This window comes from Pseudomonas sp. zjy_15 (assembly GCF_043101865.1).
Lineage (GTDB): Bacteria > Pseudomonadota > Gammaproteobacteria > Pseudomonadales > Pseudomonadaceae > Aquipseudomonas > Aquipseudomonas putida_Y.
Genome location: NZ_JBICII010000034.1, coordinates 131,052 through 145,220, shown reverse-complemented (window position 1 = coordinate 145,220; position 14,169 = coordinate 131,052). Strand labels below are relative to the sequence as shown.

General features: G+C 65.3%; 13 protein-coding genes. All 13 read left to right on the top strand.

The window, feature by feature from the left end:
* Positions 1-167 precede the first annotated feature (167 nt).
* The 13 genes from ACF8EF_RS06710 (at position 168) to ACF8EF_RS06650 (ending at position 14,133) form a co-directional block, all read left to right on the top strand.
* Complete coding sequence (locus ACF8EF_RS06710) at positions 168-1,109, top strand: VOC family protein (protein ID WP_392461307.1); 942 nt, start codon at positions 168-170, stop codon at positions 1,107-1,109.
* Between the two features lie 3 nt (positions 1,110-1,112).
* Positions 1,113-1,460 carry a Rieske 2Fe-2S domain-containing protein gene (locus ACF8EF_RS06705; protein ID WP_128573762.1) on the top strand — a complete coding sequence of 116 codons (348 nt, stop codon included), beginning with the start codon at positions 1,113-1,115 and terminating at the stop codon, positions 1,458-1,460.
* Positions 1,461-1,599: 139 nt separating this feature from the next.
* Positions 1,600-2,724, top strand: a complete 1,125-nt coding sequence (locus tag ACF8EF_RS06700; protein ID WP_392461308.1) for an FAD-dependent oxidoreductase — start codon at positions 1,600-1,602, stop codon at positions 2,722-2,724.
* An 86-nt stretch (positions 2,725-2,810) separates the two neighbouring features.
* Positions 2,811-4,481 (top strand): DUF1302 domain-containing protein, encoded by a 1,671-nt coding sequence (locus tag ACF8EF_RS06695; RefSeq protein WP_392461311.1) that lies wholly within the window; start codon positions 2,811-2,813, stop codon positions 4,479-4,481.
* Between the two features lie 14 nt (positions 4,482-4,495).
* On the top strand, positions 4,496-5,863 hold the full coding sequence (locus ACF8EF_RS06690) for a DUF1329 domain-containing protein (RefSeq protein WP_392461313.1): 1,368 nt from the start codon (positions 4,496-4,498) through the stop codon (positions 5,861-5,863).
* A 54-nt stretch (positions 5,864-5,917) separates the two neighbouring features.
* Positions 5,918-6,970, top strand: a complete 1,053-nt coding sequence (locus ACF8EF_RS06685) for a WD40/YVTN/BNR-like repeat-containing protein (protein WP_392461314.1) — start codon at positions 5,918-5,920, stop codon at positions 6,968-6,970.
* A gap of 3 nt (positions 6,971-6,973) precedes the next feature.
* Positions 6,974-9,463 carry an RND family transporter gene (locus ACF8EF_RS06680; RefSeq protein ID WP_392461316.1) on the top strand — a complete coding sequence of 830 codons (2,490 nt, stop codon included), beginning with the start codon at positions 6,974-6,976 and terminating at the stop codon, positions 9,461-9,463.
* Entirely contained in the window at positions 9,453-10,643 is a 1,191-nt protein-coding gene (locus ACF8EF_RS06675) for an MFS transporter (protein ID WP_392461317.1), read from the top strand. The genes ACF8EF_RS06680 and ACF8EF_RS06675 overlap by 11 nt, the downstream gene beginning before the upstream one ends.
* Positions 10,640-10,804: a hypothetical protein gene (locus ACF8EF_RS06670; RefSeq protein ID WP_177429896.1), complete on the top strand. Its 165-nt coding sequence runs from the start codon at positions 10,640-10,642 to the stop codon at positions 10,802-10,804. The genes ACF8EF_RS06675 and ACF8EF_RS06670 overlap by 4 nt, the downstream gene beginning before the upstream one ends.
* Positions 10,805-10,815: 11 nt before the next feature.
* Positions 10,816-11,388 (top strand): cupin domain-containing protein, encoded by a 573-nt coding sequence (locus tag ACF8EF_RS06665; RefSeq protein ID WP_014862035.1) that lies wholly within the window; start codon positions 10,816-10,818, stop codon positions 11,386-11,388.
* The gene (locus ACF8EF_RS06660) at positions 11,385-12,377 is read left to right on the top strand and encodes a fumarylacetoacetate hydrolase family protein (protein WP_392461319.1); all 993 of its coding nucleotides are present in this window, start codon (positions 11,385-11,387) and stop codon (positions 12,375-12,377) included. The genes ACF8EF_RS06665 and ACF8EF_RS06660 overlap by 4 nt, the downstream gene beginning before the upstream one ends.
* Entirely contained in the window at positions 12,368-13,354 is a 987-nt protein-coding gene (locus ACF8EF_RS06655) for an NAD-dependent epimerase/dehydratase family protein (protein ID WP_392461321.1), read from the top strand. The genes ACF8EF_RS06660 and ACF8EF_RS06655 overlap by 10 nt, the downstream gene beginning before the upstream one ends.
* Positions 13,351-14,133 (top strand): cyclase family protein, encoded by a 783-nt coding sequence (locus ACF8EF_RS06650; RefSeq protein WP_392461323.1) that lies wholly within the window; start codon positions 13,351-13,353, stop codon positions 14,131-14,133. Before ACF8EF_RS06655 ends, ACF8EF_RS06650 begins: the two co-directional genes overlap by 4 nt.
* The last annotated feature ends 36 nt before the right edge of the window (positions 14,134-14,169 follow it).

The window sequence follows — 14,169 nt, the reverse complement described above, 5'->3', positions numbered from 1 at the left end:
CTGTGGCCCAGGTATCGCGATTGCCGATGCCTCGCATTCTGACTCGCGATTGGTCACGCGACCCCGCCACCGAGCAACCTGCACGCCAGTCGTACGGCCGATGTGCCGCCGCGACCCACTACCGGTGACCTGCCTCGCCGAATAACAATTTCAATGGAGTGGTAGCCATGAATATTCTTGGTCTCGACGCGCTGGTGTTTGGCGTCGACGATATCCAGGCCTGTGCCGATTGCCTGCGTGACTATGGCCTCGATGCCGTTCAACTGGACGGCGACGGTGGCCGTTTCGAGGCGCTGGACGGCACCTCGATCATTATCCGTCGCGGCGACGACCCTGGCCTGCCGCCAGCGTTCGGGCCGACCCCATCGCTGCGCGAGACCGTTTACGGCGTCGCGTCGAGCACCGATCTGGCGGCCATCGCCGACGAGCTGGGCCGTGACCGCGAGGTGCGGCGCGACGCCAGCGGCGCGTTGCACACCTTCGACGACCTGGGCTTTGCCATTGCCTTCCAGGTGACCTGCCGTCGCCCCTTCGACGCGCCGGCCGACCTTACCAACGCCCCCGGTAGCGCACCGCAGCGCCCGATCAACCAGCTGGGCATTGCCCCGGACATGCCGGCGTTGCCGCGCACCTTGTCCCACGTGGTGTACTTCGTACCCGATGCGGCCAAGGGCGAAGCGTTCTACCGCGATCGCCTGGGCTTCGTCACCACTGACAGCTTCATAGGCGTCGGCCCGTTCATGCGCACCGCCGCCATGGACGATCACCACTGCCTGTTCATGATCCAGACCCCACCGCACATGCAGGGTTGCGAGCACTTCACCTTCCATATGGGCAGCGGCACCGAGGTCCTGCTGGCCGGTACGCGTTTCCAGCAGCAGGGCTGGACCAGCTTCTGGGGCCCGGGCCGACACCTGCTGGGTTCCAACTGGTTCTGGTACTTCAACAGCCCGCTGGGCTGCCACATCGAGTACGACGCCGACATGGACAAGCACGATGACGCGTGGGCGGCGCGTCAGGCGCCGATGTCGGCCGACAACTCGCAGCTGTTCCTGTTCGCCTCGCGGGAGAAATGGGCACCCAGCGGCCCACCTGCGAAGCAGGGTTGAAACATGGCGTGGGTGGAGCTGTGCCGGCTCGATGAGCTGGGCGAGGGTCACGCGCGCGGTTTCGACCCACAGGGCAGGGGCGCGGACAGCCTGTTCGCCCTGCGGTACCTGGGCCAGGTACGCGTCTACCGCAACCTCTGCCCGCATTTGATGGTGCCCCTGGAGTACCGCAAGAACCGCTTTTTGAGCGCCGATGGCCAGTGGATCGTCTGCTACGCCCACGGTGCGCGCTTCATGCCCGAAGACGGCACTTGCGTTCACGGCCCCTGCCGAGGCGAAGCCTTGGAGGCACTCGATCACAAGGAAGCGGACGGCTGGCTGCTATTGCCGCTGGAGCAGCTCGATCGCTGACCTATCGCGCCGCGCGATAGGTCGCATCCCGCGACGCGATTGGTCATGGACCGGCGCAGGCGGGAAGCTGTGCATAGGCACAGGAAACGGCCGCCCCGCATGACGGGGCGCACAACAAGAACAAAACGTGAGACATGCCATGAATACTGTGAACAACGTGTTGATCGTGGGCGGCGGAATTGGCGGGCTGTGTGCCGCCATCGCCTTGCGCCGCAAGGGCGTCGCCGTCGATCTGGTCGAGCTGAAAACCGAGTGGACCGTCTACGGCGTCGGCATCATTCAACAGAGCAATGTGGTGCGCGAGATGCACCGGCTGGGCCTGCTCGAAGCCTACCTTGATGCGGCCTACGCCTTCGAGGACGTGGCCATCTATACCACCGAAGGGCAGCAACTGGCGCGCATCCCTGGCCAGCGTCTGGCCGGTCCGCAGTATCCGGCCAATGTGGGTATCTCGCGTCGCGCCCTGCACAAGGTGTTGAGCGAAACTGCCATCGAACTGGGCACCCAGGTGCGCCTGGGCACCTCGGTGGAAAGTTTCGAGCAAGACGACAGCGCAGTGGACGTGCTGTTCACCGATGGCAGCCAGGGGCGCTACGGTCTCATGGTCGGCGCCGACGGGTTGTTCTCGAAAGTCCGCAGCCTGCTGTTCGGTGATCGTTATCAGCCGCGTTTCACCGGGCAGTCGGTGTGGCGCTACAACTTCCCGCGTGCGGCAGGTATCGATCACCTTGCCAACTACCAAGGGCCCTCTGGCAACGCGGGTCTGGTGCCGCTGGCCGATGACCTGATGTACCTCTTCACCACTTCCCACGAGCCGGGCAACCCCTGGATGGAACCGGCTGCTTTGGCTGATGGCCTTCGCCAGCGCCTGGCCGGTTTCGGCGGGCTGATCGGCGAATTGCGCGAGCAGATCGTCGACAACGCCGGGGTCGTTTACAAGCCGCTTGAAGCGGTGTTTGTCGACGAACCCTGGTACTGCGGTCGAGTGCTGCTGATCGGGGATGCCGCCCATGCCACCACGCCACACCTGGGGCAGGGTGCAGGCATGGCCATTGAGGACGCCGTGGTGCTCGCCGAGGAGCTCACCGCGGGTGGCAGCCTGGACGCGCAATTGCAGCGTTTCATGGACCGGCGTTTCGAGCGCTGCAAGTTCATCAGCGAAATGTCCCTGCTGGCAGGTGTGAAGGAGATCCAGCGCGATCCTTCCTTCGACCGCATCGGCCTGGTCAAGCGCATGCTGGAGGTCACCGCGCAGCCGATTTGACTCCCCGTACCCGGCACGCCCTGCCTTGTCGGCGCGCCGGCCCTATGCCAACACCGACGCACAATAAAAAGAAAGAGGAAACCCCGATGTTGACTCGCAAAGGTGCATTCACACGGCCGTTACCGGCGCTCAAGCCCCTCAGCCTGGCGCTTGTCGCGCTGGCCGCAAGCCAGGCGCAGGCCTTCGAATTCGATACCGGCAACCCCGACCTGCGGGTGCGCTGGGACAATACCCTGAAATACAGCGCCGCCTGGCGTACACAGGACGCGAGCAGCAAGCTCACCGAAGGGCAGACCGCGCTGAACCTGGACGACGGTGACCGCAACTTCGACAAGGGCCTGATCTCCAACCGCCTCGACCTGCTGTCGGAACTGGACATTACCTACGACAACGTCGGCGCACGGGTCAGCGGCGCGGCCTGGTACGACGATGTCTACAACCAAGGGACTGACAACAACGATCCTGGCCGTGCCAACAGTTATTCGGTCGACTACGACGCGTTCACCGACGACACGCGCAAGCTGCATGGACGCAAGGGCGAGCTGCTCGACGCCTTTATCTTCGGCAAGACCGAGATCGGCGACATGCCTCTGTCCGGCCGTTTGGGTCAATACGCCATGCAGTGGGGCGAGAGCCTGTTCTTTGGCATGAACGGCATTGCCGGCGGCATGGCTCCGGTGGACGTGGTCAAGGGGCTGTCGGTACCCAACACGCAGTTCAAGGAACTGATCCGTCCGGTACAGCAGATTTCCGGACAACTCCAACTGACGCCGGATGTGTCGGTGGGGGCCTATTACCAGTTCGAGTGGGAGGCCAACCGCCTGCCGGCAGCGGGCAGCTATTTCTCCACAGACGACTTCTTCGGTGATGGCGCCGAGCGCATGTTCGTCGGCGCGCCGGTGTTCCCCGGTGGCCAACCTCTGGCGTTCTTCCACGGCAACGACAAGCAAGCCAAGGACTCAGGGCAGGGCGGCGTGCAGGTGCGCTGGCGCACCGAGACTGTCGACTGGGGCCTATACGCCATCCGCTTCCACGACAAGTCGCCGCAACTCAACGTACGCCCGGACTTCGCCAACCTCGACCCGGTCAGCGGCAAGGCCGGCGAGTTCTACTGGGTGTATCCCGAGGGTATCGAGGCGTTCGGTGCGAGCTTCTCCACCACCGTTGGCAACTTCAACCTCGCCGGTGAGTTGTCAACGCGCTGGAACCAGCCGTTGGCCTCGACCAACCAGCATGCGTTGGCCGTGGGCGAGGCGATCGACAATGACGATAACCCGGTTTACGCCACCGGCCGCACGTTGCACGCCAACTTCTCCTGGCTTGCCAGCCTGGAGCCGAACTTCATCGCTGCCGAGTCGAGCTTCCTCGGCGAAATCGCCTGGAACCGGGTGATGAGCGTGAGCAAGAACGCCGATGCCGTTGACCCTAACGCCGACCGTGACGCCACCAGCCTGCGCCTGGTGTTCGAACCGATGTACCGGCAGATCTTACCGGGTCTCGACCTGTCGGTGCCGATCGGCGCGAGCTACACCAACGGCGCGTCCATGGCGCTGGGCACCGGTTTTGGTACCGATCATGGCGGTGACCTGAACATCGGCCTGAAAGGCAACTACCTCAACACCTGGAGTTTGGGTCTGACCTACACGCACTACTACGGCCCGGAGAACACCTTCCTCGACGCCGATAACCACTACACCTTCGAACAGTCGCTCAAAGACCGCGACTTCATCGCCTTCACTGTCAGCCGCACCTTCTGACCGAGGACCACCCGATGAAACACAATAATAAAGTCGTTTCCCTGCTCATTGCCCAGAGTGCCTCGCTGCTATTGGCCCACGGCGCCGTTGCCGCAGTGCCCGCCGAGCAGGCGGCCATGCTCAAGACCAGCCTGACCCCGCTCGGTGGCGAGCGGGCCGGCAATGCGGATGGCAGCATTCCTGCCTGGACCGGTGGCTACATCAAGGCCGACCCGGCCTATAAGGAAGGCGGCAGGCGTGGCGATCCGTTCGCCAACGACAAGCGGCTGTTGAGCATCACCGCGCAGAACATGGCGCAGTATGCCGACAAGCTGACGCCGGGCATCCAGGCCATGCTGAAGAAGTACCCGGACAGCTATCGTCTCGACGTCTACCCGACACGCCGCAGTGCTGCCGCTCCGCAGTCGGTGTACGACGCTACCCTCGCCAACGCCACCAGCGGCAAGCTGGTGGACGGCCCCGCCGGCCCCATGCCCGAAGGCGCATCCGGCGGCATCCCGTTCCCGATCCCGGCCAATGGCGTGGAAGCCATGTGGAACCACCTGCTGCGTTGGCGGGGTGCGTCCTGGCACGCCAGCTTCAATCAGTACCTGACCACCGCCAACGGCAAGCACGTGCTCACCAATGACTCGCGGGCCGATTTGCAGATGCCCTGGTACCTGCCCGGTGGCAGTGGCGACAAGGGTGTGTTCTGGTCCATCCGCATGACCAACGACGGCCCGCCCCTGCGTGCCGGGGAGGCCATTACCGGCCTTGAGAACCTCAACGCCGACAAAGCTGCGGTCTGGACCTACCTGCCTGGTCAGCGCCGTGTGCGTCGCCTGCCCAACGCCTGTTGCGACACGCCGACCCCGGCCACCGCCGGCGTCATGAGCTTCGATGAGCTGTACGTGTTCAACGGTCGTCTCGACCGCTTCGACTGGAAGCTGGTGGGCAAGAAGGAGATGTACATCCCCTACAACGCCAACAAGGTGTTCACCGCCAGCAACGCCGAGGCGCTGCTGGCCCCCCATCACCTGAACGCCGACGCCATCCGATGGGAGCTGCACCGTGTGTGGGTGGTGGAGGCGACGCTGAAGAATGGCCAGCGCCATGTGATGCCGCGTAGCACCTACTACCTCGACGAAGACACCTGGGCTGCCGTGCTGGGCGAGCGCTATGACGCCCGCAACCAGTTGGCCAAGGTGGTCTGGACCTCGCCGGTGGTGCTGCCTGACCTGCCGGGCGTGGTGACCTTGACCAACGGCTTCTACGACATGCTCTCCGGTGCCTGGTTCGCCGGTGACCTGTTCGCTGGCAAGAACGAACAGTACCGCATCGTGCCGCCCTACAAGGACTCGGTGTTCACCGCCGACGCCATGGCCGGCGAGGGTGTGCGCTGAGCAGGCGCGCTGCGCGGGTGCTGTACCGACTCTAAGAACAAAAGGTTGCGTGCGATGAACAAGATGCTCTACGGCTGGCTACTGGCAGCCTGTTGCGGGCTGCCGCCGGCGTTCGCCGGTGACAGCGTGGATGTGCCCGCGCTGCACGGCCCCCAGGCCCTGCGTGCGGTGTTGCAGGATGTGGCCCGGGCCGATGCACGCCTGGTCGCGGTGGGTGAACGTGGCGTGGTACTGCTGTCCGATGACAATGGTGCCACCTGGCGCCAGGCCACTGCCGTGCCGGTGGGTGTCAGCCTGACCGCCGTGCAGTTCATCGACGCCCGCAACGGCTGGGCGGTCGGACATGCCGGCGTGGTCTTGCACAGCCAGGACGGTGGTGAGCACTGGAGCGTGCAGCTCGACGGCAAGCGCGCCGCCGCCCTGGAGGTGCAGGCAGCCGAGGCTGCCTCAGACGAGCGTCGCCTGGCGGCGGCGCAACGGCTGCTGGCCGACGGCGCGGACAAGCCGTTGTTGGCCCTGAATTTCACCGATGCCCGCAACGGCCTGGTCGTGGGTGCCTACGGGGTGGCCATGCGCACCGCCGACGGCGGGCGCAGCTGGCAGTCGGAGATCGGCCGACTGCCGAACGGGCGTGGACTGCACCTGTATGCCCTGGCGCGCCAAGGCAACCAGGTGTACATCGCCGGCGAGCAGGGCCTGCTGCTTCGCTCGCGTGATGGCGGTGAGCATTACGAGGCGCTGCACGGGCCCTACGATGGCAGCTACCTCGCCGCCACCGTGTTGCCTGATGGCCGTCTGCTGCTCGGCGGCCTGCGCGGTTCGCTGTTCGCCTCTGACGACGGTGGCGATAGTTTCCAGGCGCTAGCCAACCCGATCCCGGCATCGATCAACGGCCTGCGCGTCGCCGGTGGCCAGTTGTTGCTCGCCAACCAGGCAGGGATGCTCCTGCGCAGCGGCCTCGGCGCCTTTGTCGCCCAGCCCGTGGCGGTCTCCAATGGCCTGCCACTGACCGCCGCCACCACCGCCGCCGATGGCTCCATCGTCGCCGTCGGCATGGCCGGTGCGCGCCGCCTGGAACCTTCCTCTCTTTCCACCACGACGGACTGAACCATGCACGTCATGAATTCATCTGCGCCTTCCAGCGGCCATCTCGACGACTTCGACAGCGCGTCCGGCTCGCTGCTGGAACGTGCGCTCTTCAACCACCGTGTGCTGGTGTTGCTGCTGTGCCTGGCGGCGACCTTGCTGCTCGGCTGGCAGGCCTCGCGCCTGACCCTCAATGCCAGCTTCGAGAAGATGATCCCGCGCGATCATCCGTTCATTCACAACTACCTGGAGCACCGCCAGGAACTCGACGGCCTGGGCAACGCGGTGCGCATCGCCGTGGCCAATCCGCGCGGTAGCATCTACGACAAGGACTACCTGCACAGCCTGCAGCAGCTCAACGACGCGGTATACCTGCTGCCTGGCGTCGACCGCGCGGCGATGAAGTCGCTGTGGACGCCGTCCACCCGCTGGACCGGAGTCACCGAGGAGGGCCTGGAAGGTGGCCCGGTGGTGCCCGACGGCTACGATGGCGCTGCCGCTAGCCTGGAAGCGCTCAAGCGCAACGTGGAACGCTCCAACGAGATTGGTCAACTGGTGGCTTTCGACCAGCGTTCGAGCATTGTCTACGTGCCGCTGCTGGAGAAGACCCCGGACGGCCAGGCCCTCGACTACACGGCCTTCGCCCATGAGCTGGAAACCCTGCGCGAGCGCTTCCAGGCGCAGGGGGTGGAGATCCACATCACCGGTTTCGCCAAGGTCGTCGGCGACCTCATGGACGGCCTGCGGCAGATCCTGCTGTTCTTTGCCGCCGCCATTGCCATCACCGCCGCCGTGCTGTACTGGTACACCCGCTGTGTGCGCAGCACCGCGCTGGTGGTGGTGTGTTCGCTGGTGGCAGTAATCTGGCAGCTCGGCCTGCTGCCACTGCTGGGTTACGAGCTCGACCCCTATTCGGTGCTGGTACCGTTCCTGGTGTTCGCCATTGGCATGAGCCATGGCGCCCAGAAGATGAACGGCATCATGCAGGACATCGGCCGCGGTATGCATCGCCTTGTGGCAGCGCGGTTCACCTTCCGCCGGTTATTTCTGGCCGGGCTCACCGCGCTGCTATGCGATGCGGTCGGTTTTGCCGTACTCATGATCATTCAGATACAGGTGATCCAGGACCTGGCCGTTATCGCCAGCCTGGGCGTGGCGGTGCTGATCTTCACCAACCTGATTCTGCTGCCGGTGCTGCTCTCCTACGTGGGCGTCAGTGCCCGTGCGGCGCGGCGCAGCCTGCGCGCTGAAGAGGCCGAGGCCCGCGGAGCGGGCAAGCATGCGGTGTGGCGCTTTCTCGACCTGTTCACCCGCCGGCGCTGGGCGGCGGCGTGCATCGCCGTCGCTGCGCTGATGGCTGCCGGGGGCTACGCCGTGAGTCTGCACCTGAAGGTCGGCGACCTCGACGCCGGCGCTCCCGAGCTGCGCGCCGATTCGCGCTACAACCGCGACAATGCCTTCGTCACCCGGCACTACGGCGCCAGCAGCGATGTGTTCGCGGTGATGGTGCGCACCGCCCCCGGTGGCTGTTCGGCCTACGGCACCTTGAAACACGTGGATGACCTCGACTGGCAACTGCGTGGCCTGCAGGGCGTGGACTCGACAAACTCGTTGGCGCTGCTCAACCGCCGGGTGCTGGTCGGCCTCTCCGAAGGCAGCCCGAAGTGGTATGACCTGGTCAACAACCAGGCGACCCTGAACATGGTCACCGCCGGTGCCCCGCGCGGGCTGTACAACGACGACTGCAGCCTGCTGACGCTCTATGCCTACCTGACCGATCACAAGGCCGACACCCTGGCGCGGGTGGTCGACAGCGTCCAGGCGTTTGCCCAGGCCAACGACAGCGAGCAGGCCAGCTTCCTCATGGCTGCCGGCAGTGCAGGCATCGAGGCTGCCACCAACCAGGTGGTCAAGCAGGCCAACCGCGACATGCTCTGGTGGGTCTACGGCGCGGTGATCGTGCTCTGCCTGGTGACCTTCCGCTCCTGGCGCGCGGTGCTCTGCGCGGTGCTGCCACTGGTACTCACCTCGATCCTCTGCGAAGCGCTGATGGTGGCGCTGGGTATTGGCGTGAAGGTGGCGACCCTGCCGGTGATCGCCCTTGGGGTCGGCATCGGCGTGGACTACGCGCTGTATGTGATGAGCATCGTGCTGGCCCAGCTGCGCCAAGGCGCGAGCCTGTCCCAGGCGTACTACCGCGCGCTGCTGTTCACCGGCAAGGTGGTCATGCTCACCGGTATCACCCTGGCCATCGGCGTTGGTACCTGGATCTTCTCGCCGATCAAGTTCCAGGCCGACATGGGCGTGCTGCTGGCATTCATGTTCGTCTGGAACATGGTCGGCGCATTGATCCTGCTGCCGGCGTTGGCCTACTTCCTGTTGCCGCACCGCAAGGCCTGTACCGAGCAGCTGGCATTGCCGGCGCATGAGCACACAAGGCGCGAGCACAGCAGCGGGATGCTGGAGCAGGGCGCCAGTTTTCGCCCACTGGAGGAGGTGAGCCATGGCCGCTGAACGCACCGCCGGAAACGCCCAGGCTGCCTTGTTGCTGTTCGGCAGTTGCCTGCCCGTCCTGGGGGCGGTGCTTATCGCACCGGTGCTACCCCGCATGCACGCGCATTTTGCCGAGACGCCGGGCGTGGCCGTGCTGGTGCCGGTGGCCCTGACGTTGCCGGCACTGATCATAGCCTTGTTGGCGCCGCTGGCCGGGGTAATGGCAGACCGAGTGGGGCGGCGAGCACTGCTGCTGGCGAGCATGTTGCTCTACAGCCTGTGCGGTTTGTTGCCGTTGTGGCTGGATTCGCTGGTGCTGATTGTCGCCAGCCGCGCCGGCATCGGCTTGGCCGAAGCCGGCATCATGACCTGTTGCACCACGCTGATGGGTGACTACTTCGACGGCCAGCGCCGGGCGCGGTTGTTCGCTTTGCAGATGGTGGTCACCTCATTGGCGGCGGCATTGTTCATGGGCGTGGGCGGTGCGCTGGGGGAAAGCGACTGGCGGACACCGTTCACCCTCTATGCGGTGGGTGCGCTGTGCCTGCCCTTGATGGCCCTGCTGTTGTGGGAGCCGCGTGCCTGCCAGACCGCCAGCGAAGCCACCGTCGATTCGCGTTTCCCATGGGCGGCCCTGACGCTGTTATACCTGCTCACCGTGCTGGCTGGCGTCAGCCTGTTCATCGTCCCGGTGCAGGCCGGTTACGTGCTGCAGTTACTGCACATAGATGCGCCCCGTCAGGTCGGCCTGGCCATGGGCGCCAACCAGCTCGGCGTGTTGGCCGGCGCACTGGCTTTTCGCTTACTGGCGCGCTTGCCGGCTGGGCGGTTGCTGGCCTTGGGCTTTGCCACGGCGGGGCTCGGTGGCGGCCTGATGGCGCTGGCGAGCAGCCACGCGCCAGTGGTGCTGGCGGTGCTGATCAACGGCCTGGGTGTTGGGCTGTTGCTGCCGACGCTGATCACTCTGGTGATGCAGCAGGTTGGCTTCGATCAGCGCGGCCGTGCTACGGGTGGGTTCACTTCGGCGATTTTCGCGGGTGAGTTCGTCAGTCCATTGATCGTCCTGGCATTGACCGCTGGTGTGGCTACGCAACTGCCGCATGCACTGCTGCTGGTCGCCATCGGACAACTGCTACTGGCGCCTGTGTGCCTGTCCTTGATGCGCCACCGGCGGCCGGTGATGGTGGCAGGTGCACGATGAACGAAATTTTCCTTGGCGGGCGAGCCAATGCCAGTCGCTCTCTGCGCAGCGCCATGTGGCTGACCAGCACGCAGCTACCGGCCATGGCTAAAGGCGCAGCGTTCATCAGCGAACAGAATCTTATTGTCGACGGTGGCTCGACCATCGGCGACGGCAATTGAAAGGAGACAGCATGCAATCGCTTCCTGCATTCAAACGTGTAGTCACCGGCCACGATGCCGAGGGCCAGGCGGTCGTCGCCAGTTGCGGCCCGACACCGAACAACTTCCCACTCAAGGCGGTGCCTGGCACCCTCTTCTACGAAGTCTGGAACAGTGTCGGCAGCCCGGCGACACTGGACAACGGCAATGATCCGACAGCGCAGCCGCTGCAATTGAGCCCTGGGCCGCTGGGCAGCGTGATTCGCGTGGTGGACATACCGCCCGACAGCGTGCAGAACCAGGTCAGTGCCGAAGATGCTGCCGCTGCCTTCGCCGAGATCGGCGAGGCGAGTGCCGGCACGGGCAAAGCCGATTCGAAGCACAAGCTGATGCACCGCACCGAAACCCTGGACTACGGCATCGTTACCGAGGGCGAGGTCTGGCTGGTGCTGGACGATGGCGAAGTCCACCTCAAACGGGGCGATATCGTGGTCCAGCGCGGTACCAACCACGCCTGGAGCAACCGCAGCGAACAGATGGCCCGGATGGTCTTCATCCTGCTCGATGGGCGGTATGCCGAGACGCTCAAGGAGCTGCTGCCATGAAGCTCGCCACGTTCGACGACGGCAGCCGCGATGGTCGCCTGCTGGTGGTGGCCCGTGACCTCGGGCATGCGGTCGATGCCAGCGACATCGCCACCAGCTTGCAGGTCGCGCTGGAAAACTGGCCCCAGGTCGAAGCCCGCTTGCAGGCGCTGTATCAGCAGCTCAACGACGATGCGGTTGCGGGTGCCTTCGCGCTCGACCTCGCTCGACTGGCTGCGCCCCTGCCGCGTGCCAGCCAATGGCTGGATGGCTCGTGCTTCCTCAGCCATGGCGCGTTGATGCAGAAGGCCTTCAACCTGGACCCGATCGAAGGCGTCGAGCACACACCACTGATTTACCAGGGTGCCAGCGACGACTTTCTCGGGCCACTCGCGGACGTTCCCTTGCCCAGCGAGGCCCACGGCATCGACTTCGAGGGCGAGTTCGCGGTGTTGCTCGACGACGTACCCATGGGATGCCCGGCGGAGCAGGCCTTGCAGCATGTTCGCCTGATCCTGCAACTCAACGATGTCAGCCTGCGGGCCCTGGCACCGCGGGAAATGAAGACCGGCTTCGGCTTTCTCCAGGCCAAGCCCGCCAGCAGTTTCGCGCCCGTCGCGGTCACCCCGGACGAACTCGGCGAGGCCTGGCGCGACGGCCGGGTGCACTTGCCGCTGCACGTGCACTGGAACGGCGAGTGGTTCGGCCATCCCCATGGCGGCGCCATGCACTTCGGTTTCCACCAGTTGATTGCCCATGCGGCGCTGACGCGACGCTTGAGTGCGGGCACGCTACTCGGCTCCGGCACCGTGTCCAACGCCGACCGCAGCGTGGGCTCGGCGTGCATCGCCGAGCGCCGCGCCATCGAAACCATCGCCTGCGGTGCGCCGCGCACGGCCTTCATGCGCTTTGGCGACCGGGTGCGCATGGAGGCTCGCGGGCCCGAGGGCGAGGTGCTGTTCGGGGCCATCGACCAGCGCGTGGTGCGGGGAGGCTGGCCATGCGAGTGATGGTCACCGGGGCCAATGGCTTCGTCGGGCGCCAGTTGGTGCAGCGCCTGCTGGACCTGGGCGAGCTGCGCGGGCGGCGAATCGAGGCACTGCTGGCGCTGGATCAGGCACTGGATGGCCTGCCCGAAGACGCGCGCCTGCGTCGTCATCACGGTAGCGTCACCGACGCGGCCTTGCTGCGTCGGGTGCTGGCTGATGGTGTCGACGTGGTCTTCCATCTCGTCAGCGTGCCTGGCGGCGCTGCCGAGGCGCAGTACGAACGGGGTTACCAGGTAAACCTGCAAGCAAGCCTGGAGTTGCTCGACCAACTGCGTAATCCCCTCTGTCCACCGGTGCTGGTGTACGCCAGCAGCGTCGCGGTGTACGGCGGCAAGTTGCCGACGCGCATGGACGAAGGCCAGCCAGCGTCGCCGCAGCTGTCCTATGCGGCGCACAAACGCATGGTGGAGATCGCGTTGCAGGACCTTGCCCGCCGTGGCGAGGTTGACGGTCGCGCCTTGCGCTTGCCCGGTATCGTTGCTCGCCCGCGCGAGCCGAATGGTCTGCGCTCGGCGTTCATGAGCGACCTGTTGCACGCCTATGTGGCCGGGGAGGCCTACACCTGCCCGGTGTCACCCGAAGCGAGCGCCTGGTGGATGTCGGTCCGTTGTTGCGTGGACAACCTGCTGCACGCCGCCGAGCTGGAAGACCCGGGCAGCCAGCGGGTTTGGCAACTGCCCGTGCTGCATTTGACCATCGCCCAGGTGCTGAACGGGCTGGCGGCTGTTGTTGGCGAGGCCAACCGTGAGCGCATCGCCTTCGCCCCCGATCCCCAGCTCGAAAGCCTGTTTGGCCGCTACCCACCGTTGCGTACCTCGTTTGCCCGCGAACTGGGCTTCTGCCACGACGGTTCAGTGGCCGGGCTGCTGCGTAATGCCCTCGACTTGCCGCCGCGCCACACCCGTCGCGCGGCCATCCGCAAAGGAATCCTCGTATGAGCTTGAACACACGTCGCTTACTGGACCTGTCTGTCACCCTGGACAACAACCCTTACACTGATCCGCCACCTTTGCTGCCGAAGATCGATTATATGGATCATCAGCAGGGTTGGCCGGAGATGGCCGCGATGTTTCCCGGGCTGCGCAAGGAGGACCTGCCGGGCGACGAGTCCTGGGCGGCGGAGCGCCTGCAGATCACCACTCACAGCGGTACTCACATGGACGCGCCCTGGCACTACGCATCCACCACCGACGGTGGCAAGCCGGCCTTCGGCATCGACGAACTGCCGCTGGAGTGGTGCCTGCAGCCGGGGGTGAAGCTGGATTTTCGTCATATGCCGGATGGCCACGTGGTCACTGCGGCGCAGGTCGAGGCGGAGCTTGCGCGTATTGGTCATGAGCTGCAGCCGCTGGAGATCGTGCTTGTCAACACCCGCGCGGGCAGCTTGTTCGGCCAGCCAGGCTATCTCGAAGCCGGAGTGGGGATGGGCCGCGAGGCGACCTTGTACCTGCTGGAGCGCGGGGTGAGGGTGGTCGGTACCGATGCCTGGAGTTGGGATGCGCCATTCAAGTTCACCCGCGAACGCTTCAGCGAAACGGGCGACGCCTCGATCATTTGGGAGGGCCATAAGGCCGGGCGTGATATCGGCTATGGGCAGATGGAGAAGCTGGCCAATCTGGAGCGGCTACCGGCGGATGGGTTTCTGGTAAGTTGCTTTCCTTACAAGATCCGGCATGCCTCAGCCGGCTTCGTCCGGGCGGTAGCGATCTTCGATTAGGGACAAAGCCATGGGCCGAAAGGAGCGGGCGTGCGC

Coding starts and splice junctions, on each gene's coding strand:
- ACF8EF_RS06655 (WP_392461321.1), top strand. CDS start 12,368: ATGCGAGTGATGGTCACCGGGGCCAATGGCTTCGTCGGGCGCCAGTTG.
- ACF8EF_RS06710 (WP_392461307.1), top strand. CDS start 168: ATGAATATTCTTGGTCTCGACGCGCTGGTGTTTGGCGTCGACGATATC.
- ACF8EF_RS06670 (WP_177429896.1), top strand. CDS start 10,640: ATGAACGAAATTTTCCTTGGCGGGCGAGCCAATGCCAGTCGCTCTCTG.
- ACF8EF_RS06685 (WP_392461314.1), top strand. CDS start 5,918: ATGAACAAGATGCTCTACGGCTGGCTACTGGCAGCCTGTTGCGGGCTG.
- ACF8EF_RS06675 (WP_392461317.1), top strand. CDS start 9,453: ATGGCCGCTGAACGCACCGCCGGAAACGCCCAGGCTGCCTTGTTGCTG.
- ACF8EF_RS06705 (WP_128573762.1), top strand. CDS start 1,113: ATGGCGTGGGTGGAGCTGTGCCGGCTCGATGAGCTGGGCGAGGGTCAC.
- ACF8EF_RS06690 (WP_392461313.1), top strand. CDS start 4,496: ATGAAACACAATAATAAAGTCGTTTCCCTGCTCATTGCCCAGAGTGCC.
- ACF8EF_RS06665 (WP_014862035.1), top strand. CDS start 10,816: ATGCAATCGCTTCCTGCATTCAAACGTGTAGTCACCGGCCACGATGCC.
- ACF8EF_RS06680 (WP_392461316.1), top strand. CDS start 6,974: ATGCACGTCATGAATTCATCTGCGCCTTCCAGCGGCCATCTCGACGAC.
- ACF8EF_RS06650 (WP_392461323.1), top strand. CDS start 13,351: ATGAGCTTGAACACACGTCGCTTACTGGACCTGTCTGTCACCCTGGAC.
- ACF8EF_RS06660 (WP_392461319.1), top strand. CDS start 11,385: ATGAAGCTCGCCACGTTCGACGACGGCAGCCGCGATGGTCGCCTGCTG.
- ACF8EF_RS06700 (WP_392461308.1), top strand. CDS start 1,600: ATGAATACTGTGAACAACGTGTTGATCGTGGGCGGCGGAATTGGCGGG.
- ACF8EF_RS06695 (WP_392461311.1), top strand. CDS start 2,811: ATGTTGACTCGCAAAGGTGCATTCACACGGCCGTTACCGGCGCTCAAG.